The organism is Pedobacter terrae (assembly GCF_900100705.1).
In the GTDB taxonomy this organism is placed as follows: Bacteria; Bacteroidota; Bacteroidia; order Sphingobacteriales; family Sphingobacteriaceae; genus Pedobacter; species Pedobacter terrae.
Genome location: NZ_FNCH01000028.1, coordinates 1 through 20,399 on the forward strand (window position 1 = coordinate 1; position 20,399 = coordinate 20,399).

25 protein-coding genes are annotated in these 20,399 nt (G+C 39.8%); all 25 read left to right on the top strand.

Features of this window, described 5'->3' with window-relative positions; translation table 11 throughout:
* On the top strand, positions 1 to 612 hold a 612-nt coding region (locus BLR60_RS22410; protein ID WP_143009128.1), incomplete at its 5' end, for a hypothetical protein.
* Positions 613 to 618: 6 nt separating this feature from the next.
* Positions 619 to 1,269, top strand: coding sequence for a hypothetical protein (locus tag BLR60_RS22415; RefSeq protein ID WP_090504067.1), 651 nt, complete (start codon positions 619 to 621; stop codon positions 1,267 to 1,269).
* A complete protein-coding gene (locus tag BLR60_RS22420) occupies positions 1,266 to 1,931 on the top strand; it encodes a hypothetical protein (protein ID WP_090504071.1) in 666 nt (221 codons plus the stop codon). The genes BLR60_RS22415 and BLR60_RS22420 overlap by 4 nt, the downstream gene beginning before the upstream one ends.
* 3 nt (positions 1,932 to 1,934) lie before the next feature.
* Positions 1,935 to 2,726, top strand: a complete 792-nt coding sequence (locus BLR60_RS22425; protein WP_090504073.1) for a hypothetical protein — start codon at positions 1,935 to 1,937, stop codon at positions 2,724 to 2,726.
* Positions 2,723 to 3,889 (top strand): TraJ family protein, encoded by a 1,167-nt coding sequence (locus BLR60_RS22430; protein WP_244155729.1) that lies wholly within the window; start codon positions 2,723 to 2,725, stop codon positions 3,887 to 3,889. Before BLR60_RS22425 ends, BLR60_RS22430 begins: the two co-directional genes overlap by 4 nt.
* Before the next feature lie 66 nt (positions 3,890 to 3,955).
* Complete coding sequence (gene traK, locus BLR60_RS22435; protein ID WP_090504076.1) at positions 3,956 to 4,570, top strand: conjugative transposon protein TraK; 615 nt, start codon at positions 3,956 to 3,958, stop codon at positions 4,568 to 4,570.
* Positions 4,548 to 4,994, top strand: a complete 447-nt coding sequence (locus BLR60_RS22440) for a hypothetical protein (RefSeq protein ID WP_090504079.1) — start codon at positions 4,548 to 4,550, stop codon at positions 4,992 to 4,994. The genes traK and BLR60_RS22440 overlap by 23 nt, the downstream gene beginning before the upstream one ends.
* Positions 4,991 to 6,241, top strand: coding sequence for a conjugative transposon protein TraM (traM, locus tag BLR60_RS22445; protein WP_090504081.1), 1,251 nt, complete (start codon positions 4,991 to 4,993; stop codon positions 6,239 to 6,241). The genes BLR60_RS22440 and traM overlap by 4 nt, the downstream gene beginning before the upstream one ends.
* Before the next feature lie 11 nt (positions 6,242 to 6,252).
* Positions 6,253 to 7,101 carry a conjugative transposon protein TraN gene (traN, locus tag BLR60_RS22450; protein WP_090504084.1) on the top strand — a complete coding sequence of 283 codons (849 nt, stop codon included), beginning with the start codon at positions 6,253 to 6,255 and terminating at the stop codon, positions 7,099 to 7,101.
* The gene (locus tag BLR60_RS22455; RefSeq protein WP_090504086.1) at positions 7,101 to 7,571 is read left to right on the top strand and encodes a hypothetical protein; all 471 of its coding nucleotides are present in this window, start codon (positions 7,101 to 7,103) and stop codon (positions 7,569 to 7,571) included. Before traN ends, BLR60_RS22455 begins: the two co-directional genes overlap by 1 nt.
* 424 nt (positions 7,572 to 7,995) lie before the next feature.
* Positions 7,996 to 9,972 carry a type IV secretion system DNA-binding domain-containing protein gene (locus BLR60_RS22465; protein WP_090504092.1) on the top strand — a complete coding sequence of 659 codons (1,977 nt, stop codon included), beginning with the start codon at positions 7,996 to 7,998 and terminating at the stop codon, positions 9,970 to 9,972.
* A 245-nt stretch (positions 9,973 to 10,217) separates the two neighbouring features.
* Complete coding sequence (locus tag BLR60_RS22470; protein WP_090504096.1) at positions 10,218 to 10,874, top strand: M23 family metallopeptidase; 657 nt, start codon at positions 10,218 to 10,220, stop codon at positions 10,872 to 10,874.
* A complete protein-coding gene (locus BLR60_RS24985; protein WP_167354806.1) occupies positions 10,864 to 11,040 on the top strand; it encodes a hypothetical protein in 177 nt (58 codons plus the stop codon). Before BLR60_RS22470 ends, BLR60_RS24985 begins: the two co-directional genes overlap by 11 nt.
* A gap of 10 nt (positions 11,041 to 11,050) precedes the next feature.
* Positions 11,051 to 12,265 carry an ArdC family protein gene (locus BLR60_RS22475; RefSeq protein ID WP_208600702.1) on the top strand — a complete coding sequence of 405 codons (1,215 nt, stop codon included), beginning with the start codon at positions 11,051 to 11,053 and terminating at the stop codon, positions 12,263 to 12,265.
* 18 nt (positions 12,266 to 12,283) lie between these two features.
* Complete coding sequence (locus BLR60_RS22480) at positions 12,284 to 13,228, top strand: DUF4099 domain-containing protein (protein WP_090504103.1); 945 nt, start codon at positions 12,284 to 12,286, stop codon at positions 13,226 to 13,228.
* 184 nt (positions 13,229 to 13,412) lie between these two features.
* On the top strand, positions 13,413 to 13,886 hold the full coding sequence (locus BLR60_RS22485; RefSeq protein ID WP_143009129.1) for a hypothetical protein: 474 nt from the start codon (positions 13,413 to 13,415) through the stop codon (positions 13,884 to 13,886).
* 48 nt (positions 13,887 to 13,934) lie between these two features.
* The gene (locus tag BLR60_RS22490) at positions 13,935 to 14,750 is read left to right on the top strand and encodes a topoisomerase C-terminal repeat-containing protein (RefSeq protein ID WP_090504109.1); all 816 of its coding nucleotides are present in this window, start codon (positions 13,935 to 13,937) and stop codon (positions 14,748 to 14,750) included.
* 158 nt (positions 14,751 to 14,908) lie between these two features.
* The gene (locus BLR60_RS22495; RefSeq protein WP_090504112.1) at positions 14,909 to 16,027 is read left to right on the top strand and encodes a hypothetical protein; all 1,119 of its coding nucleotides are present in this window, start codon (positions 14,909 to 14,911) and stop codon (positions 16,025 to 16,027) included.
* Between the two features lie 133 nt (positions 16,028 to 16,160).
* Positions 16,161 to 16,502: a PH domain-containing protein gene (locus BLR60_RS22500; protein ID WP_167354807.1), complete on the top strand. Its 342-nt coding sequence runs from the start codon at positions 16,161 to 16,163 to the stop codon at positions 16,500 to 16,502.
* Between the two features lie 17 nt (positions 16,503 to 16,519).
* Positions 16,520 to 17,020, top strand: coding sequence for a beta-barrel fold lipoprotein (locus BLR60_RS22505; RefSeq protein WP_143009130.1), 501 nt, complete (start codon positions 16,520 to 16,522; stop codon positions 17,018 to 17,020).
* 124 nt (positions 17,021 to 17,144) lie between these two features.
* A complete protein-coding gene (locus tag BLR60_RS22510) occupies positions 17,145 to 18,005 on the top strand; it encodes a J domain-containing protein (RefSeq protein ID WP_244155730.1) in 861 nt (286 codons plus the stop codon).
* A gap of 410 nt (positions 18,006 to 18,415) precedes the next feature.
* On the top strand, positions 18,416 to 18,676 hold the full coding sequence (locus BLR60_RS22515) for a hypothetical protein (RefSeq protein WP_143009131.1): 261 nt from the start codon (positions 18,416 to 18,418) through the stop codon (positions 18,674 to 18,676).
* Positions 18,677 to 18,762: 86 nt separating this feature from the next.
* On the top strand, positions 18,763 to 19,032 hold the full coding sequence (locus BLR60_RS22520) for a hypothetical protein (protein ID WP_090504119.1): 270 nt from the start codon (positions 18,763 to 18,765) through the stop codon (positions 19,030 to 19,032).
* A 294-nt stretch (positions 19,033 to 19,326) separates the two neighbouring features.
* On the top strand, positions 19,327 to 19,644 hold the full coding sequence (locus BLR60_RS22525; RefSeq protein ID WP_090504120.1) for a hypothetical protein: 318 nt from the start codon (positions 19,327 to 19,329) through the stop codon (positions 19,642 to 19,644).
* 371 nt (positions 19,645 to 20,015) lie between these two features.
* On the top strand, positions 20,016 to 20,375 hold the full coding sequence (locus BLR60_RS22530) for a DUF6876 family protein (RefSeq protein WP_090504122.1): 360 nt from the start codon (positions 20,016 to 20,018) through the stop codon (positions 20,373 to 20,375).
* The last annotated feature ends 24 nt before the right edge of the window (positions 20,376 to 20,399 follow it).

Genomic DNA, 20,399 nt, shown 5'->3' on the forward strand with positions numbered 1-20,399 from the left:
AACGCCCAATCTTTATACATCGACCCTGTTACCTCTGCTGCACAGCTTGCACACGCAAGCGTGATCAATTCGCAGTTGAATGTTACCAAGGAAAAATTAACCCTGGTCGAGAGGGGGCAATTAGCCGTTACTGGTCAGTTAGGCATTGTCAATGACATGCAAGCAAAAATCTACAGAGGGCTTTCGCAAGTTTCTTCCATTCTAACGAATCTCGCAGACGTGCAGGAGATATCAAGGATAACTATCGGCATGACAGATGATATTAATAAAGGCATGGCCGTTGCAGCAAAAAACCCCATCCTTTTAGTTTTCGCCGAAGATCAAGCCAACTATTTTTATACGAGAGCCACAAAATTAGCTTTAGAGGTTAGCCAGTTCGCTTTAAAAGGTGGCGAGGGAAACCTGATGGATGCCGGAGAAAGAGCGAAGCTAATTCATAAGGTAATGACTGAAATGTTAATCCTTCGCTCATTAACTTATGGCATGTACAGGGCTATGTACTATGCTCAAATGCGAGGTGTATTAAGGTCGCTCAATCCATTCCAAGGATATATAAATATGGATGAACGAATCATGAACGATATCCTTCGAAAACGCAAGTATTTAAAGTAATGGCTTATGAAAAAATTAATATTCACCTTGCTTGTAGGGTTTGTCACCCTACGGGCTAACGCTCAGGTCAACGTTCCGTTATTGCACCAATTGGTAAATGATAGTAAAACAGAGAACAAAAAGCAGATAGACGCAAAAACTGAACAAAGAAATTCTACTGCCATTGAAGAAAGCAATAGAGGGTTAATGAAGCAGGTTAAAACCAAGTACCGTACCCTGCAAGAGCGTTTCGCAAAAATGAGCATCGTATTTGATGCTGCAAATATCGGCATCAGTGCCACCCCTTTAGTCCGGGAGATTATCAAACAGCAACAGGTAATTGTAACCTATGCGCAGAGCGACCCCGTGTTACTGCCCGTTGCGCTCGACAGCGAAGTAATCTTTGTTAAACGGGCAAACTCCCTTGTTAACTATTTAATCGGCTTATGCGCAACCGTTGGTGACCTCAACCAAATGAAGGTTAGTGACCGAAGGATACTGTTTCAGCACATCATAGACGAATTAAAAGCCATTTCCTATTTATCGGGAGGTGTGGCAAGAACCTTACAGGCAGCCGTTATAAAAAGCCGGGGGACAGACCCTTTTTCGGACTATGTCAACCGTGAAATGGGGGTAGTTGACGATATAATGAACAACGTTAAAATCCTAAAGCAATGAAGCACCTGTTTATACTTATAGCTTTTCTTTTCATAATAAAGGGGAGTTATGCTCAAAGAGTAGTGTTTGACCCAGGGCACTTAAATATTGTTAACTCAAATGCTGCCACACGACTTGCGGGAGAGTTTGCCTATCACGCCTCACTTGAACAAATCCGGAAAAATACAGACGATATTGCCATTAATCTAACCAGTGTTTCCTTGGTGCAAACTATGATACATCGGTCTTTAACCGAAATAAACGAAGCATTAAAAGATGCTATACAGGTGAAGCAAATGGCTTATCTGATAGATGATATTTACAGATATAGTGGTGAGGCCATCAAATTAGCAAAAGGCAATCCTGAACTGATGTTGTTTGCCGAGGAATCAACCCAACAACTAAAATATAGGGGTATCAAAATATTAAGTGAAGTTTCATCAGTAGTACTACAGCAAAAAGAAAATGTCCTGATGAACTACAATGTTCGGGACGAGCTTATTAGAAAAGTCCTTGATGAACTACGAATCATGAACGCCTTAATCTATGGAATCCGGCAAAATATGTACTGGGCTAAAACACGTGGAGTAATAAAGAGCCTCAATCCATACCGACAGTACATCGATAAAGACCTTGCCATTATGGATGATATTTTACGAAAACGCCAAATGATAAAACGATGAATTATGAAAACGACTTTTATATTGCTCATACTAACAGGAATGGGCTTTTCCTGCTTTGCACAAAAAATCATTAAAGACAAGGCCATCATCTACCAACAAGAAAGGATGGTATATAAACAATGGGATAAAGATAAGTTTGTCCCTGAATTTAAATGGTACAACCCCGGCTCTTATGCTGCCTATGCTTTAACGTGGCTATTGCAGCCAGGATATAAAAACGGCCCTGATATACGGCCACTTCGGGCAGGTGGTGAACAAACACAGCGCCTTGCTTTGGCAGCAGCCATGCAGGTATCATCCAACTTTTATAAGAAGGAAGCCGATACATTAAGAAATACTGCACTTGCGGAATTTTACAATTATTCCGGCACCGTATCAGCCACAGACCCACTCTATAACCTTTACTATAAAAAAGAACTTGCCCCACTGGACAACATTGAGGCTAATGCCTTTAAAAATGTTCCTGCCAACGTCGTTTTGTATATGGCTGAAAGTGGCGCTTATAACTGGTATTTCACTGAAATGAACAGCTTGCGAGAACGGTTCGAAAATGCTAAACGGGTTGATATCGACAGAGGCCAGCGTATCCTATTGTATCACCGTATCATGTTGGAGCATCGAAAATTAGCCGAGAACTGGAAATACAAATTAGCAATGTCTGAAATGATGCTTGCCTATAAAGAGAAGATGAAGAATAAAATTGAAAAAGGCAATATCTACTTTAATGGTACCACCAAAAGCGAGGACGAGATCATGAACGATATTTTAAAGAACCGAAAAACACTTAAACCATGAATAAAAAACACGTAATACTACTTATCCTGATAGTCGGGATAATGTTCACCAGTTTAAGTGTAAGCGCACAAACGCCAGTCGGGAACGACCAATATAAAGATGCAGTTAGCTTCTTGCAGGGCAATGGGGTTTACGACCGCCCAGTAATGAAGTTTTTTGAAGGTATGAGAGATTATGCCTTTGGCAACTTTGCAGCATTCATTTACGATGCGCAGGGGTTGGCCTGTATCTTTATGCTGATGTTTTTCTCCATAAAGTCTTATGAAATGATGTCAGGTGATAAGCAATTGGAGGTAATGCCCCTATTAAGACCGTTTGGTTTGATGATGGTCATTATGTGGTGGGGCGTTTTTTGTAGGGTGCTTGCTTATCCAACTGATCTTGTCGCTGCCAAGGCCGAAGCAATGTTTGGGGAGCAGCAAGACGAAATCAATAACATGCGGTTTGAACGGGCTGCTCTAATGATACAGGTTGCCGATCAGTTAATGACCTTTCAGGCCAAGACCGAAATAGCAGCAGACGAGGCCAAAGAAACCAATCAGGGTGTAGGAAAGCAAATCGTTGAAAGTGTAAAGGGGTTCTTTGCGGATAACATATACAATCCTATTGTCGAAATGAAAATAAGGATGCAAACCAGTCTGCAACTACTTGTCACGCAAGCTTTGGAACTTATTGCCTTATGGATATTAAGGATTTGCGTGTATGTGGTTTTCATGCTTCAAATTATCTATTCCACCATCTTAGTTATACTTGGTCCGTTTTCGGTGGCGGTTAGCGTATTACCTGCTTATAGGGACGCATTTAGCACATGGGTAGCACGGTTCGTTTCGGTAAACTTATACGTAGGCGTTGCTTATTTAATTCTGTATGTCGTTGGAATGCTGCAACAGTATGCCATGAGCGTTGAGATCGAAAAGTATAAATCTTTAGTCAATGGTAGCGGTGATGCAATGGAGAAAATGGCATGGTTGGCCGGAAACGGAGTGTTAAGCTTTGGGCTTGTAATTGTAGCCTTCTTTGTCGGTGCTATTGCCATTACCACCGTCCCAAGTATAAGCACCTGGATAATCTCAACTTCCGGTATTTCTTCGGCTGCATCAACAGCAGCACGTACAGGTTCGCAGGTTGGAAGAATGGCATCAGCAGCCGTATTCAAAAAATAACTTTTCTTAATCACAGTAGGGAGGGCTTGAATTTTTCAAGCCCTTTTTATTTAAACCGTATTTACCATGCTAATTAAAAATATAGAGAATAAAATAAGGTTGGCCTTATTTATCGCATTAGGAAGCTTTATCACATCTATTGTTATAGCGGTGATAGTTTCTGTATCTGCATATAAACAGGTAAGCAGCGCACGGGAAAACATTTATATCCTTGATAATAATGTACCCATTTTAGCGAAGCAAACTAACATGCAGCTTAACAGACCCGCAGAATATCGGGCGCACATTGACTTATTCCATTCTATCTTTTTTTCGCTAACACCCGATGACAAGTACATAGAATACCAAATGAAACGGGCTATGTATTTGGTTGATGAAAGCGGAGCCTTACAGTACAACAACCTAAAGGAAAAGGGCTTTTTTAACTCTATCCTTTCTTCAAGTTCCGTCTTAACCCTACAGACAGACAGCATACAGCTTGATATGGTCAACAAACGCTTTATCTATTACGGAAAGCAGATCATTGATAGACGCAGCTCGACAGTGACACGCTCGCTTATTACAACGGGTAATCTTAAGGATATACCAAGGAGCGATAACAATTCGCACGGAGTATTAATCACCAATTGGAAAACACTTGAAAACAAAGATTTAAGCAATGTTCAAAAGAATCAGTTCTAAAGTTGACCCTGATGCAACAGTTGCAAAGGAGATACGCAAAGAGTTTGGAAAGTACTTTGACCAAGCAACCGATAGCCGAAACAGGTTCTTAAGTGCATACCCCAAGCAAATATTTATCGGTATGGTTGCGCTAATTGTTATTTCGGCCATTGTCTGTTTTTTAATCCTAACTCCCGATCAACGGCAGAAAGAAAAGATGCCGGATTTCTTCAAGGGTACTACCCATGTTGGCAATGAGGTTACCGATGGTGTAGGGCAGATCATCGACCTGGGCACAAAAATATCGGATTTAAATACGCTACGAAAACAGGTTGAGGCGGTTTTAGCAAAACCTAAATTAACTCATGCAGATACGCTTTTTTTAGAAAAGGCCATCCTGCAATTGGAACAGAGTAACAAACCACGTAATCAAAAGAAGCCATGAAAATAGATTTTAAAAAACCGAAGTATGTTATCCCAATTATCATACTTCCTTTCCTTTTCCTGTTTTTTTATGCTTACAAATCATTTAGTAAGGGTGAAGAAAAGGCGGTAGAGGATAAGCCGGAATTGCAGTCAAACGTAGCACCAGTATCCGAGGATATCAAAAAACGAGAACTGGGGAACAAGCTTGACGCTTTCAAAGACCAGTATAAAACAGGTGACGGTTATACAGCAGTTGGCGCTTTGGAAGAAGATCCTACGGCATCGGGCGTATTGGAAGGCCAGTATAATGACCGTGAGAAATATGTTTTGGATAGTATCGATGCAGCTTATAAAGCCAGGTTCGGAAAATCGCCCAACTCCAAGGGAAGCAGCTATTCGGGTTCAGGCCGAAACGCTATACCGAGAAGTATGTCAGCATACGAAAACAGGGGCAGCAGCAACACCTTAAGCAGAGAAGATCAGGAATTAGCAAATGCCCTATCCAACTTAAAAGGTACAGGCAATTCCACCAGAGCGCAACAGAGTGGGCAAAACCCAAAGGAAAAATACGAAGACCCAATGGCCTTGTTTCGTGAGCAAATGAAGCTGATTGATAGTGTAGGAAAGGCGAACGACCCCGATTACAAAGCCCAAAAGCAAAAAGAAGCATTACTGAATAAGGTCGATAACCAAGTAGCCAAAATGCCGAAGCTGGATGTTGAAAAAGCTTCAAACATGAATGATGCTTTTAATACTGTTCAGGTAGCTAAGAAAAACGATTTTATCAAAGCTATTATAGACCAAACGGTCACAGGATATGCAGGTTCAAGGGTTCGTATTCGCTTATTGGAGGATATTAAAGCAGGAAAGCACTTAATTAAAAAGGGGACATACATCTATGCTCTTATATCAGGCTTTGAACAACAACGGGTAAAATTGACCGTCACGTCTGTTATGACTGATGATAAGATACTGCCAGTTAAATTAGAATTGTACGATCTGGACGGTATGCAAGGGCTATTCGTTCCGGCATCCGCTTTTAGGGCTTTTACAAAAGAGGTGAGCGATTTGGGTTCAAGTATTCAGATGCAGCAAGACCCATCAAGCGCAAACCAACTTTACATGAGTGCCTTATCTAAACTTTTTACCTCGACTTCTACGGCCATATCCAAACTTATCAGGCAAAATAAAGCAAAGTTGAAGTACAGCACTTTCGTGTACCTGATTGACCCGGACGAATTAAAAGAACAACAACAAAACTACTAAAGAACAGACCCATGAAAAAGATACGTATATTATTATCAATGGTTTCCCTTTTAGCATTTAATGGCTATTCGCAGGAAAAAATAAAGGACGGTACATTACAGAAAAGTAAGCTTGAAAAAATTTACATAACACGGGATGTATCATTACACTTTGTATCACCCGAGCCAATCCAATATGCGGATATCTCTACAAAAAGCATGTTGGGTGATTTGCCCGTTAAAAATGTTTTAAGAATAAAATTCATTCCCGATAGCGCAAAGCAATACGGTTTCGTAAACCGGAGCCTGGGCATAGTTACTGTTGTTGGTGAAAAGTTTATCGCCCAGTATGATGTTTGGTATACCGAGAACGAAGAAAGTGTTCAAACGCAAATTGAAATCCTGCCAAAGAACACAAATCCTTTAGACGTAGGCAATATTCCTATGTCACAGAATGACCTTCATAATTATGCTTTACAGGCATTAAAGAAAGGAACCAAGACCCACGCCATACGCTCGTCAGCTTATGGAATGGACGCACAGGTAAATAACGTGTACACAGTTGACGATTATGTATTTATTGATGTGACCTACTCAAATAATACCAATCTTAAATATGATGTTGACGAGTTCCGTTTTAAAATCGATGATAAGCGAATTACAAAGGCTACAAACGTACAGTCGATTGAGGTAAAGCCTGTTTATCAGCTTTATAATAAAGCGTCATTTAAACGGACATACAGGAACGTGTTTGCCTTTAAAAAGTTCACATTCCCCGATAACAAGGTCTTAGCCATTGAACTTACTGAAAAACAGATATCAGGTCGTGTTATAACACTACAGCTTGATTATTCGGACGTACTTAACGCAGATACCCTATAATGAAAAAGGCACTTTTATTTGCCTTTATATTTATGGCAGCCATAAATGTTAAGGCGCAAAACGGAACCAAATTTTTCAGCTTAAGGGGCGGTTGGGTTGCAAAGAACGCATTCACCGGAACGCTAAGCCTCGATGTCAGCACGAAATATTTCAACCAAAATGAAATCTATGCTGAATACTATCAGAACTATAAAAACCATGATCTTAAAACCGTCATGGGCGGGTTTGTTCTTAAACCCGTTATGTTCCGAAACGGCAATACCGCTTTGAGGTTTAGGTTAGGCGCAGGATTAGGCTCTACAACCCGAAAGTTTGTTGCAGCCCCACAGGTCGGATTAGAGTATGCGCAAAGCATCGGGAAGGGTTTTGACCTTCTTATCATCAATCGTAATCAGGTGTTATTCTGGGGTGATAAAACCGATAAATGGCGCATAGGACTTGAAGCAGGTATCAGAATACCTATAAACTAAATCTATTGTTATGGAACAGATCATTAAACAACCCCCAATTATCAAATTGCCACATCTTGGTTTAATTGCAATAGGCATTTGCCTTGTTGTCTTGTCCGTGATAGTCGAACCGTATATTTCTCTTAACAGGACGGGCGTTATCGTATTTGCAATTGCTTTCGGGCTATTGGTAGTCGAATGCACTTTGTTTACTGTTATTATCCGTTCGATGATATCCAAAAGGACCAAGTTAGAAAGTTGGTCAAGGAAAAATAAGATCATAGCTTCTACAGTGATAGTTGGCGCTTTTTTGTGGACACTCATGCTATATGAAATCTGCAAAGTTGTTTACTACAACGTATTTGCTTAAGGGCTGAATAGCCGAATCGTTAAGAAAGATGGTAAGAAATTGCCATCTTTTTTTATACCCTAACTTTTATTTAAAATGGAAGAGAAAAAGGAATTACAAAAGCTGCATGGGATGCTGCAATTTGTAGTATATCTGTTGATTTTCTTTGAGATCGTAATATTTGTCTATGCAGAACGAGTATTTATTTCAGGAAAGTTCGGCAATGGCTTTGCCCATATTTTCGAAAAGCTGTCACACATGGCGATCTATAAAAATATCTTTTATAGTAAGTTCACAACCTTAGTAATTATCTGCTTAGTTTCTATCGGCACATTAAGTAAAAAGAAGCTTGAATTAGACCCGAAGAAACACATTGTCTACCCTTTGGTGGTCGGCCTTCTACTTTTCTTTGGCAGTATATGGTTTTTGAATCAACACGGAAAAGATGCCTTCCCTTATACCTCATGGTACAATATCGGATTTATCGTTACTTCATTGGTTGGGGCGGTTCTCATACATACCTCAATGGATAACATTTCAAAAATCATACATAGTGGATTTGGTAAAGATGAATGGAACATTGAGGGTGAAAGCTTCATGCAGTCAGTTAAAGAGGACGTTACCCCCTATTCAGTTAATATACCGATGCAATTCTATCATAAAAAGAAGGTGCATAATGGCTTTATAAATGTAGTAAATCCGTTTCGGGGAACTATTCTGATAGGTACACCTGGTTCCGGTAAGTCCTTTGGGGTTGTAAACCCATTTATCCGGCAGATGATAGCCAAGGGCTATACAATGTGCCTGTATGACTTTAAATTTCCCGACCTGGGCCAAATCGCTTACTATCATTACCTTTTAGCCAAGCAGAACAACAAAATTAAGGATTACCAATTTAACGTTATTAATTTAGATAAGGTTGAAAAGAGCCGGAGAATAAATCCACTACGGGCAGATTATATAGAAACCCTCGCTGATGCATCTGAAACCGCAGAGGCCATCGTAGAAAGCCTACAAAAAAGCGATAGTAGCGGAGGTAGCGAAAAGTTCTTTACCCAGTCCGCAGTAAACTTTTTAGCATCGTGTATTTATTTTGTTTCCCGGCACGACAATGGTAAGTATTCGACTTTTGCCCATCTCTTGGCATTCTTGAACAGGACTTATGAAGAAATCTTTACCTGTCTGAACACTTATCCTGTACTTGAAAGTTTGCTCTCTCCTTTCGCATCGGCTTTACAAAAAAAGGCATATGATCAATTGGAAGGGCAGATAGGAACTTTAAAGATTTTTATTTCAAGGTTGAATACCGAAGAAACCGCCTGGGTATTTTCAGCAGATGATTTTAATTTAAAGATCAGCGACCCCAAGCACCCATCCATATTGATTTTAGCAAATAGCCCTGCAACGCAAAACATCAATTCTACCTGCTATTCTGTAGTAGTCAACCGCCTTACAAGGCTTATCAATACCAAGGGTAATTTGCCAACGGCTATTATAGCGGATGAAGCACCCACCCTATTTATTCATAAAATCGAAAACCTAATATCAACGGCAAGAAGTAATAAAGTAGCCGTTTTATTGGGCTTGCAGGAGTTGCCTCAATTGAAGCAGCTACAGGGCAAAGATACAGCAACAACAATCACCGCAGTAATTGGAAATGTAATTTCGGGTTCAGTCAGGAATAAAGAAACATTAGATTGGTTAGAGCGCCTTTTTGGTAAGAAAAAGCAAATTGGTGAAGGCTTAAGCATTGACCGCTCGAAAACGTCGGTATCCTTAAATGAAAAGTACGACCCTCTTATACCCGCCGGAAAGATAGCCCAGTTAGGTACAGGTGAATTGGTGGGTTTGATTGCAACCGATGTAAACAACGATTATACGGGAAAGTACACTACATCGAACGTTCATTGTAAAGTGAACCTTAATTTGGCCGATATACAAAGGGAGGAAAAGGGTTATCGTGAGTTGCCCAACTTCTATGACTTTAAAGGCAACAAAGCAAAAATCTTAAACAGCAACTTCTTGAAAATCCGTAAGGATGTAGATGGCATCATTCAATATTATTCTAATTAATGCTATCATATCTAAGCCGGAGCATCCGCAGATCAGGGCAGCGCCACCAGTTAAATGATAGCAAATAATTCTGCCGGCACGATGATTTTCATCTGCTTTTGATAGCAATTCTTATACCTGGAGATCTTCCGGAAGAAAGTTAATGATAGCAGTTTTGTTCTCTGCAGAGAACCAGGTACATCAAATTTGATAGTATAATTCATTGGCCGCCCGGTTGATCATTCACCCTTTTGATAGTAAAGCGTATGAAACACTTTCAATTTTCCTTTATCGTATTTTTTCTTTTTGCCGTAAATGGCTATGCCCAAGAGTTTAACTCAATTGTAAGCGTAGAGGAAGTTAACACCATAGCTGTTAAAATGAAAAGCATTGTCAAGGATACGGTTGTCAAACTTAAAATTATCAAAGACACCGTTTATACCTCGAATTATTTACCCGAGTGTGAACCCCTCGAATTGTCCTCTTTGCCTTTGGCAAATATAAAACTCACTTCGGGATTTGGGTACCGTATTCATCCAATACTGGGGAACCTTAAATTTCATAACGGAATCGACCTGTCCGCACGTGAGGCTAATATCTATTCTGTACTTCATGGTACTGTTGTAGTATCGAGCTATGATAATATCATTGGCAACTACGTTGTCGTAAATCATGGGTTTTATGAGACTACATACGGCCACTTAGCGGTGCGATTTGTAAAAGCAGGGGATTTAGTAAAGGCCGGAACTGTAATAGGCCGTAGCGGAAGAACAGGCCGTGTTACTGGTGAGCATTTACATTTCATAGTAAAGTACAATGGCCAAAGCATCAACCCCCTTCCCTTCCTAAAGGAAATCTTAAGCGTTAACCGCAAAGAGCAACTAACCGAATTTTTAACTAAAACAAGTGATTATGTCAATTAAGACCAAAACAGAAATTTCACTGCAAAACAAATTACAGCTTGTGGCCGAAGGTGAAAGTGTAGAGCTTAATAAAGCCGAAGCTGAATTGTACGGAGTAGATGTTGCAGATGTGCTACCTGATGAAGATTTGGAAGATGAAGGAAGGGAGGCGAACAATGGCAACTGAAACAAAAAAAATGTATGAATTAGTTGCTGAAAAAATCATTGAGCAGCTAAAGCAGGGTATTGCACCTTGGCAAAAACCCTGGAATAGCGCAGGAACTGATTATAGTATGCCTTTCAACGCTGTTACAGGTAATCCATACAAAGGTTTAAACGCCTTATATCTTCATTTATTCAGCCCTTACGAAGACCCACGTTGGGCAACCTTCAAACAAGCTGAAAGCGAAGGTTGGCAAGTACAGAAAGGCGCTAAAGGGTTTATGATAAACTTCGTGAAAACCCATGACCTACGAACTAAACTTGACGAGAACAAACGGCCAGTTATCGGGACAGACGGAAAACCCGTTAAGATCAAAGTAGAATTAAACAGCCCCATTGTTACCAAAGCCTGGGTATTTAATGCAGAGCAAATTAAAGGAATCCCGCCTTTGCCAGTTCGGGAGATAAAAGACAATGAACTATGGGAAAAAGTAGCCAGGGCAGAAAGTATAGTAAAAGCTTCGGGCGCAAAAATTGAACATGTTGCAGGTGACAGGGCTTTTTATGCGCCCCTTTTTGATAAAATCAATATGCCGGAGCGCCCCCAATTTGAAACAGCCGACCGCTACTATTCGACCCTGCTTCACGAGTTAGGCCACTGGACAGGGCATCACTCACGACTTGATCGGGAACTGGTTAATAAGTTCGGAACCCCCGACTATGCCCGAGAAGAATTACGTGCTGAAATCGCTTCAATGATTTTGGGTAATGAACTTAAGATAGGCCACGACCCGAAGCAGCATATCGCCTACGTGGATAGTTGGATAAAAGTCCTAACCGATACCCCTTATGAAATCCATGCAGCAGCAGCAGACGCACAGCGCATTTTCGATTATGTAATGGCCTTTGAAAAGAAGATCGAACAAAAGCAGGAGGCTACCAAAGTGCCGGAGTTTAACCCAAACACGTTGCAAACAGGTGATATCATCAAATATAATGGCACTAAATACGAAGTGTTGGAAGCTGATAAAAAGAACTTCTTAATACAAGATTTATCCAATAAACACAAGGTGCAGCTTACCGTCAACGATGGTCTTTTTAGTTCCCTGATTGAGGCTAAAAGAGCCAACAGAAATACCATTTCAATATTGGATAAGGCAGAAAGCAAGTCAATGGAGCCTGATTATAGTATTTCGACCGCAAAGGAAATGGTTGCCCAGGAAGAAAGCAGTTTCAAAAGAAAATTCTAATCAATTAATCATAGTAACATGAACGAACAATTAAATAACCAGTTGCCTTTAAAAGACCTCGAAAGTGTAGGTCTGTACAAAGAAGGCGCAATCACAATGGACAGGGAAAACATTAACGCCTTAAAGCGTGGAAACATGACCGACCTTGTAGAGCTTAAAAATGTAAAGGGTAATGATGGTTTCGAAATTGAAGCTTTGGAAGCCCGTTTATCGGTAGTAGACGAAAACGGGGAGAATAAGCTAAGGATAGACCCAGTTTATAAGGACGTACAAAAGCACCCTCTCTTATCAGATAAGGAGCATGAGCAGCTTGTAAGCGGTGAGGTTGCCAATATCAAAAAAGAGGTGGTTGATAAAGACGGCAATGCAGCTTCCGAAATCATCGAGTTTGATAATCTAACCAACCAGTTCTTAAGTTATGACCCAAGGAAGTTAAAAATCCCCGTTGCCATAAATGACGAGAACCTTTCACCTGAAAAGAAAAGAAAACTTCGGGAAGGCGAGGTGATTACCCTTTCTGATGGCACGGAGGTTCAGTATAGAACGGCTGATAAAAACGGTCTACGTTCAAATCGAAACGCCCTGGTGTTATCACTTCTGTTGGACGGTGGCTTAAGCTACCTATTAGTTACAGGTATAAGCCGTTTGATGGGCAAGCAGTCAGCCGAAGAACAATCCTACTCCAAAGGATACCTAACTGCCTTAAAGGAGGTCGAAAAACAGTTAGAGCGCAAGCAGCAAAAGTTTCCTAATGATAAGTCCATTGCCAATGAACTCAATGTGGTCAAGCATGAATTTAGCAACGCTTCGGCTATGTCACCTGCTCAATTAGACACACTAAGTTTCAAAGACGCAGACGATGTAAAGAACGAGAAAAATGTTAACGACCCCGATCATGGAAGAAATAACCCAGTAGGAGAAGATGAACACGATATCGAAAATTCAAGAGGCCGAGGCAGATAATACCTTTATTCCCTTACTTTCAGTTTTAGGCGTTGGACTTGCGGTCCAGCGCCTTTTTTTTAACTCACTGCATTTTGACCATGCCGGAAGGTTGGTTTTTAACTACTATGCTAACAACGACTTAAAAGAAACCGAGCTGTTCGGTTTTAAGACCGTAAAACATGCCTGTACCAATGGGCTATGGTTGGCCGGAGATCAGCATAAACCTACAAACGTTTTTCTCTTTTTTTCAGCAATGGAGGCTATCGCTTTTGCCCATCTTAATAATTCTAAGTTTAACGGTTTTGGCCGTTGCCTGTTCGTCGCTTTAGGCGTTCGCCCCTCAAAACAGCAAATTGACCTGCTTCGGAAGCAGTATAAGGATTGCAAATTTCATGCGGTGTTTACCAATGACATAATCGGTAAAGTTTGTGACTGCAAAGCTTCGCTTTGGCTAACAAATAAAGACTGCTCATTTGCGCTTGCAGATGATATTGTAACTATTACTGCCGTAACAGACAAAGAATTTCCAAAAAAAATAAGCATTGGCCGGAGCCAATTTTCTTATTTCTCTTTTCATCGGCAGTTTGGAAAGAGAAGCAATATAAAAACTCATAAGCCGAACGGCAAAAACCACTTGTCGTTTTTGGGCTACTTAGCCCATAAGAACGGCTTTTAAACAGACATTTCTTTGTATCAATATATCAATATATAAATATCTCATTTTATGGAAAAAGTCGCTAAATGCCCCGTTTGCAATCAAGGAAACTTGGTAGAGGGCGCTAAAGGTTATATGTGCAACCATTTTAAAAGCATGGATGATAAGTGCAGCTTCACAATTTTCAAGACCTATTTTGGTAAGGAAATGACAAAAGATATCGTCAAGCAGCTTGCCGATCATAAGGAAACAGAATTTTTCGATGACTTGGTTAATAAAGATAATAAGCTGTTTTCCGCAAAGTTGGCGATTGAAGATGGTGTGATTAAGCCGCATTTTCAGCATAATTCGTTGGATACGTCCTGCCCTAAGTGTGGTAAGGAGGTTAAAATTTCTACTAAGGCGTTTATTTGCGAAGGCTTTTTTAACGACAAAGATTGCGATTTGTACATCAACAGGAATGTTGCAGGTGTTTATTTGTCAGAAAATGATGCCGAGGTTCTTTTGAATGGAAGTTCAACAGATTATAGGACGGATTTTTTAAGTAATAGCCAAAGAATGTTTGGAGCAAAGCTTATTCTTGACGATAGTTTTCAGGTAAAGTTTGATTTTGAGATTGTTAAGTGCCCGAAATGTAAGACGGGCAGTGTTTCCGCTAATCACTGGGCGTATGGTTGCTCGAATTATAGGAATGAAGAAATTAAGTGCGAGTTTACCGTTTGGAGAGAGATTTCAGGCAAGAAAATTACGCTTAAAGATTTGATGGATTTGTGCCATAAAGGTAGTTCGGATAAGACGAAGTTTAAACCAAAGAATGGTGACGAGTATACCGGGTTCTATAAATTAGATAAGGACTATAAGCTTGAAATAGTTAAAGTTTCCTGAAAAACTAATTTGGGCATCCCCTACGGTCGGGCTATCCGTTCATATCTTTTTGCCCCCCACTCATTCCCTTTCATTGCAAAAAGGATAACCACTACTATCCCTGATGCTCATTTAAACGAGTACTCATTTAAGATCATTAACCATAAAATCTATGTAACATGGAAATTAAGCCAAACCCCGTTCAGGTCATTCCACCGAGTGCCGAACAGAAAGAGCTTTACGAAGCCCCCTTTCAACAAAAGGCAGATGTAGCAATCGCCATTGAAAAACCAAAGCTTACGCCCGAGCAGTTAACTTCAATTCCTGATGTGATCGACGGTCACCAGTTATCACCAAAAGACAAGTACGACCTTCTTTTAGATGCCCTGGTTGTAGACCAGAAGGATGTATACTACTTTGTCGATGATAAAGGGTATATTATGAGACATTTTACCGAAGAACCGACAGATAAGGAAAAGAGATTTGTTAATTTTGAGGATGTAACTTTTGATATGAAGAAAACTCAACTTAACGAACAGAATTTTGAATACCTTAAAAAAAGCCTTAAGTATTTGGGGTTTGGGGAAAATCTTAATTCTGCATTAGAAGTTCGGCTAAAAGAGGGTTCGGATAAATTTACCTTGGGCGCTTCGGCTGCATTTAGTACGCCGAATGCTAAGGATATGGTAAATTATGAATTGCGGTTTAGTAAAAGCAAAACAACCGACAACTATTTTTTAAACGACTATCAGGCAACCCTTGAAAAGGGTAATGCCAACGGCACGGTACAAGAGCCAGTAAGCCGTGTGTTCACTTTAAATAAGGGGAACGACATAACAGCCAAAGAAGCGTATAATCTTCTTTCAGGCCGTTCAATTCAAAAAAACGCAGAGATAACGGACAAGCAAAACTTGACCGAATCGGGCGAGCCAACTAAGCGTAAGGAAGAAGTTTGGATGAAGCTTGATTTTGATAAAAAGAACGAGCAAGGTCAGTTTTCCTTTAAAACCTTTTATAAAAATTATGGATTTGATTTGGACAAAGCGGTTACCGACCATCCGATAAAAGAACTAAACGACCCCGACCATCGTGAACGGTTAATGTCCTCTTTAAAGCGTGGCAACCTTCAATCCGTTACCCTTGAGAAAAACGGAACAGAAGAAAAAGCTTTTGTAGCTGCAAGTCCACAGTTCAAAAATCTTAGCCTGTACGACAAAGACCTCAAACTTGTGTACCAAAAGCCGCAGGAAGCAAAGGTTCAGAATCAGGAAGATACAGGCTACCAACGAAGCCGATAATATGAACAGTATCGGCATCCCAAATCAGGAACGATACTTACAATTAAGCCCCACCACTTCCTATTGCTTTTTATCAGTCTTTGGACTGTTATTTATCGCAATAGGGTTACTGGTCGGGGCTTTTTGGTTAAACATGCTTTGTTTACCTGCTATTGTAGTATTGGCTATGGCTTTCTATCGGTTCTTTTACATCCGTCTAACGCTTTATATCCTTACCGCAGAAACCTTGAAAATTAGGACTGGGATATTCAGTTACACGCTTGTAACACTTGAATTGTACCGGGTGAAGGATTACGTCATTAAGCAAAATCTTATAATGCGGATTTTAAAAATTATGACCCTAACCCTGTTCACCACCGATAAGCAAGACGTTGTAATTGCCCTAAACGGCATCCCTCAGTCAAACCTGAATGACACGATCAGGGACTTGGTACAACGTGCGAGAGCAAAAAGTAAAATCATCGAAATCAATTAAATTTTAAAGTTACACCTATGAAAAAGTTATTAAGCCTTTGCGTAATAGCATTGATGTTTGTTTCATGCAGTAAAGACAACGACCCTGATGTAAAAACCAATTCAACCAAGAAAGTAAGGGTTGAAGTAGAGTTTTCCGGCAACTATCAGAATTACCAGTTGCTATTTACCATTAATTCGTTAACCAAGGGAGAAGGTGCTTTTGTTGAGCCGATAATAAGCACCCCTGCAAATACTCAATGGACACAGATTATAGAGCAGGGAAACGCCTATAATTATGTTGCTGATTTAACTAATAATAAGCTTGTTGTAGAAAGCAAGGAAGCGGTCAACAGATTGGGTTTTCTTTTGTCGGCCACACAGACCAAAAACACTGATGACACGACACAAACCCCCATATCAGCCGTAATAAAAGTGTATGCGGATAACAAGCTGATCAAAACTTATACTTACAAGGCGTTACCAGTTGGACAGGTAACAGAACCAGTATCAAAGAATTTAGATATTTCTGCTTATTAATCTTTTTCTTTTAGCCGTTCCATTTTAGTTAATCATGGGCGTTGGCTTCGGCCAACGCCTTTTTGCGTTTAATCTTCACTGTACTTTTTCTACATTAGGGTTTTATTTAGCTCCTAACCTCATTATGAAGGATTATTACCAGTTTTTGGGTGTAAACAAAGATGCTACAGCCGATGAAATAAAGTCGGCTTATAGAAAGCTGTCAAAGAAGTTTCATCCCGATGTTAACGATGGTGATAAGTTTTTTGAGGAACGATTTAAAGAAATTCAAGAGGCTTATGAAATTCTAAGTAATCCAGTAAGAAAGAGTAATTACGATGCTCAACAGGGGTATAAAAGCGAAACACGAAGTCGTGAGCAACAAAGCAAGTCAAAAACGGAACCGGAATTTAACAGAAGCTCCCCGCCCCCACAGCAACCAAATAACGTCCATCAGGAAGCACCTACACCGCCTAAACCTAAAAAAAGCAGATCAAACGTTTGGGGGATTGTCATATTTGTTTTAGTCGGAGGGTTTATTCATGCGGTCGTTAAAAGCTTGAATAAAAACCAGAATACGTATGCTACGCCCATTGAAACAGCCTATACACCAAATACTGCCACACCTGAATCAATAAGTCCTATTAAACCTGTAAAAAAGGTCAAGACAGGTAAAGCGGCTTCAATTTCTGCATTATTACGTGGCACCTGGGTCGGTACTGCCTATCAGTATGATATTAGTGAAACATGGGATGTTAAGTTAATTAGTAAAAAAGGCAGGTACACGATTAAATATCCTTCGCTTGGTTGTGGTGGCAAATGGATATTAATTGAAAGCAGTGCTGATAGAATGGTTTTTCAAGAACAGATCAGCTATGGTGCCGAAACTTGTAATAATGGGGGAACCATTGTAATTACCATTGACGATAGTGAGGAACTAAAATTATCTTATTACTATCCCGATTTAAATACATTAAACGCCAGTGGTAATCTTCGAAAACTCTGATCGTGCATTTGCTATCAAACCAATCTTAGAGCATCGGCAGATCGGGACAGGCCACATTAGGAACTGATAGCATTTTTTGAATTGGCCGCCAGGCGCAGCTTGTGATTATGATAGCATTTAGTTTCTCTCGAGAAGATCCGGAAAACTCTTTTTGATAGCACTCGAAATTAAGGAAAACTTCAATGTAACGACTGGGGAGTTACTCTAATCAATTTATATACAAAGTTCGGCACTAATTCCGAAATGTGCCCCCTACCCTGTATCTAATGCACCAAATTCCTAATAAAACAAAATGGGTATCCCGAAGGGAACCCACCGCATTTTCTTTCCTTAAGAATTTGCACGTATTCGTTCTTATTGCCAGTGATGGGTGCATAAATCAATTCAGGTTTATGTTAAAATTTAAGATAATGAATACTGTTAAATTGAATCCAGAATTAGCTAAAAAGTACGGAGTTGAAACCCTTGAAGACTATGGGGATATGATGATCTCTTATTGCGAATCAGATAATCAGGCAAAGATTAAAGAAATGGCAGACGCTTTATCCGATAACGAAGCTAAGGCAGTTGGTGATGAAATAACAACTGTATTTCACTATGAAATTTTAAACAGTGATGAAACAGAAGAACAATTTTTGCAATCACTATATCTAAATAGAAGCCCTGCATAGGGCTTTTAAATACGGGAAACCGTAAAAATTAGAATTTCAAAGGCGTTACCTTGGCCGCTATTGAAACGCAATTAATATACTTAATTATGGAAGTATCTACAGAAAGCAAAAAATTGATGGAAAGCATTATTGGCAGGGCTACCCAATATGCAGACAGCACCTATAAGAATGTAGATGATGCCCGTATTGCTGCAAAAGGATTTGCAGTCGGTTACCAAGAAGCTTATAATGAAAAAAGTGCAGAATTAAAGGAGTTGGCGGGCATCGTAAAGGCGCTTTTGCCAGGCATAGGAGCAATACCATCTGAAAAGCTAAAAGTTCTCGAGGAATATATTGCAAAAAAGGATGCGCAATAATCCTCTTACGCTATCGGTCTAAGATTGTAGCAAATTCTTATGCCGGCAATGAGATCCGCCACACACTTTGATAGCATTAAGTTTACCTGAAGATCTACCAGGTTATCAATTACGATAGCAATTGTCTGTTCACCTTAGCAGAACGCTTCCAGTAACAGCTTTAATTTTTAGTATGCAAAGGTGGAACGTCGCTATATATCTGTCAAGGGTATATAAACGATTTGTACCTCACCGCCCTTGACTGATATGCTCACAGTTCCTACACCCATGCAATAAAAATTTAAGCTTATTGTTATGGAAACGGTCATTCATCAAGAATTTTTAACAGAAAATCACTACATTAAAATCATAGGCAGTACAAAGGTAGAACTGCATTTCAGGTTCAAGCCATTTAATGTACTTAAAGACAACGGCCTACCTTGCATATCACATTTGCAGGTTAGCTGCATCAATCAGGTCACAGGTAAGAAAAACGGCAAATCGCACTACTTTCACCCTGAATCTTTATACGGTTATACCTGCTTTGAGGAATTTGCCGAGGATGCTATTAAGCATTTCATTAAAGAAGAATACATTGTTATTGATACGGAAGTTCAATATTCGCTTTTCTGATTTTATCTGCTTATTGATAGCAAAAGTTATTCCTGGAGAAAGTCCGGGCGTGACTTTTTGATAGTAATTTTTTGTGGCCAGGTCCTGCAGCTTCACTCCTTTTGATAGCATTCGTATATATAGAGGGGTGTTCTTTTCAAAGAAATCATTGGGGAGTAGTCATATTATTAGTTTAAATACAAAGTTCGGCCCATAATCCCGAAACGTGGGCAGCCTTCTTTTGCCATTCCGCACCAAAAAATTTAAAAACAAAATGGGTATCCCATAGGGAACCCTCCACATTTTCTTTCCAAATTTTTTGCACTTATTCGGTCTTAGAGCCGGAGTGACGCATGTAAACTAATTCAGGTTTACGATTAAAGTTTAAGAACATGGAAGAATTTAGGTTAAACAGCACTTACGAATTTAATCAGTTTGCGGGAGGTTCAGAATCGGTTTATAAGTACACTTTCGGAATCCGTATAACAGAGGGCATTAAATACCTTGCTGATACTTACGAATGTTACTGGTTGCTTGATTTAATCTGTATCCATTCAAGAGAAATCAAGTATACCCAAGAGTTTCAGGTTTGGATATTAAAGCGAGTTAAAGGCAATCATTTCAAACTTTCGGTTGAAGATGGAAATAAAAATGTCATTAAAGAAATTGATATTCGTTTTTCTGATTTTAAAGCTGATTTGGTACACGTTTGGTTAGAAAACGAAGTAATACACTTGCCGAACGAACACTAAATATAAGCCCCTTATGGGGCTTTT

Coding starts and splice junctions, on each gene's coding strand:
- BLR60_RS22415 (WP_090504067.1), top strand. CDS start 619: ATGAAAAAATTAATATTCACCTTGCTTGTAGGGTTTGTCACCCTACGG.
- BLR60_RS22420 (WP_090504071.1), top strand. CDS start 1,266: ATGAAGCACCTGTTTATACTTATAGCTTTTCTTTTCATAATAAAGGGG.
- BLR60_RS22425 (WP_090504073.1), top strand. CDS start 1,935: ATGAAAACGACTTTTATATTGCTCATACTAACAGGAATGGGCTTTTCC.
- BLR60_RS22430 (WP_244155729.1), top strand. CDS start 2,723: ATGAATAAAAAACACGTAATACTACTTATCCTGATAGTCGGGATAATG.
- traK (WP_090504076.1), top strand. CDS start 3,956: ATGCTAATTAAAAATATAGAGAATAAAATAAGGTTGGCCTTATTTATC.
- BLR60_RS22440 (WP_090504079.1), top strand. CDS start 4,548: ATGTTCAAAAGAATCAGTTCTAAAGTTGACCCTGATGCAACAGTTGCA.
- traM (WP_090504081.1), top strand. CDS start 4,991: ATGAAAATAGATTTTAAAAAACCGAAGTATGTTATCCCAATTATCATA.
- traN (WP_090504084.1), top strand. CDS start 6,253: ATGAAAAAGATACGTATATTATTATCAATGGTTTCCCTTTTAGCATTT.
- BLR60_RS22455 (WP_090504086.1), top strand. CDS start 7,101: ATGAAAAAGGCACTTTTATTTGCCTTTATATTTATGGCAGCCATAAAT.
- BLR60_RS22465 (WP_090504092.1), top strand. CDS start 7,996: ATGGAAGAGAAAAAGGAATTACAAAAGCTGCATGGGATGCTGCAATTT.
- BLR60_RS22470 (WP_090504096.1), top strand. CDS start 10,218: ATGAAACACTTTCAATTTTCCTTTATCGTATTTTTTCTTTTTGCCGTA.
- BLR60_RS24985 (WP_167354806.1), top strand. CDS start 10,864: ATGTCAATTAAGACCAAAACAGAAATTTCACTGCAAAACAAATTACAG.
- BLR60_RS22475 (WP_208600702.1), top strand. CDS start 11,051: ATGTATGAATTAGTTGCTGAAAAAATCATTGAGCAGCTAAAGCAGGGT.
- BLR60_RS22480 (WP_090504103.1), top strand. CDS start 12,284: ATGAACGAACAATTAAATAACCAGTTGCCTTTAAAAGACCTCGAAAGT.
- BLR60_RS22490 (WP_090504109.1), top strand. CDS start 13,935: ATGGAAAAAGTCGCTAAATGCCCCGTTTGCAATCAAGGAAACTTGGTA.
- BLR60_RS22495 (WP_090504112.1), top strand. CDS start 14,909: ATGGAAATTAAGCCAAACCCCGTTCAGGTCATTCCACCGAGTGCCGAA.
- BLR60_RS22500 (WP_167354807.1), top strand. CDS start 16,161: ATGCTTTGTTTACCTGCTATTGTAGTATTGGCTATGGCTTTCTATCGG.
- BLR60_RS22505 (WP_143009130.1), top strand. CDS start 16,520: ATGAAAAAGTTATTAAGCCTTTGCGTAATAGCATTGATGTTTGTTTCA.
- BLR60_RS22510 (WP_244155730.1), top strand. CDS start 17,145: ATGAAGGATTATTACCAGTTTTTGGGTGTAAACAAAGATGCTACAGCC.
- BLR60_RS22515 (WP_143009131.1), top strand. CDS start 18,416: ATGAATACTGTTAAATTGAATCCAGAATTAGCTAAAAAGTACGGAGTT.
- BLR60_RS22520 (WP_090504119.1), top strand. CDS start 18,763: ATGGAAGTATCTACAGAAAGCAAAAAATTGATGGAAAGCATTATTGGC.
- BLR60_RS22525 (WP_090504120.1), top strand. CDS start 19,327: ATGGAAACGGTCATTCATCAAGAATTTTTAACAGAAAATCACTACATT.
- BLR60_RS22530 (WP_090504122.1), top strand. CDS start 20,016: ATGGAAGAATTTAGGTTAAACAGCACTTACGAATTTAATCAGTTTGCG.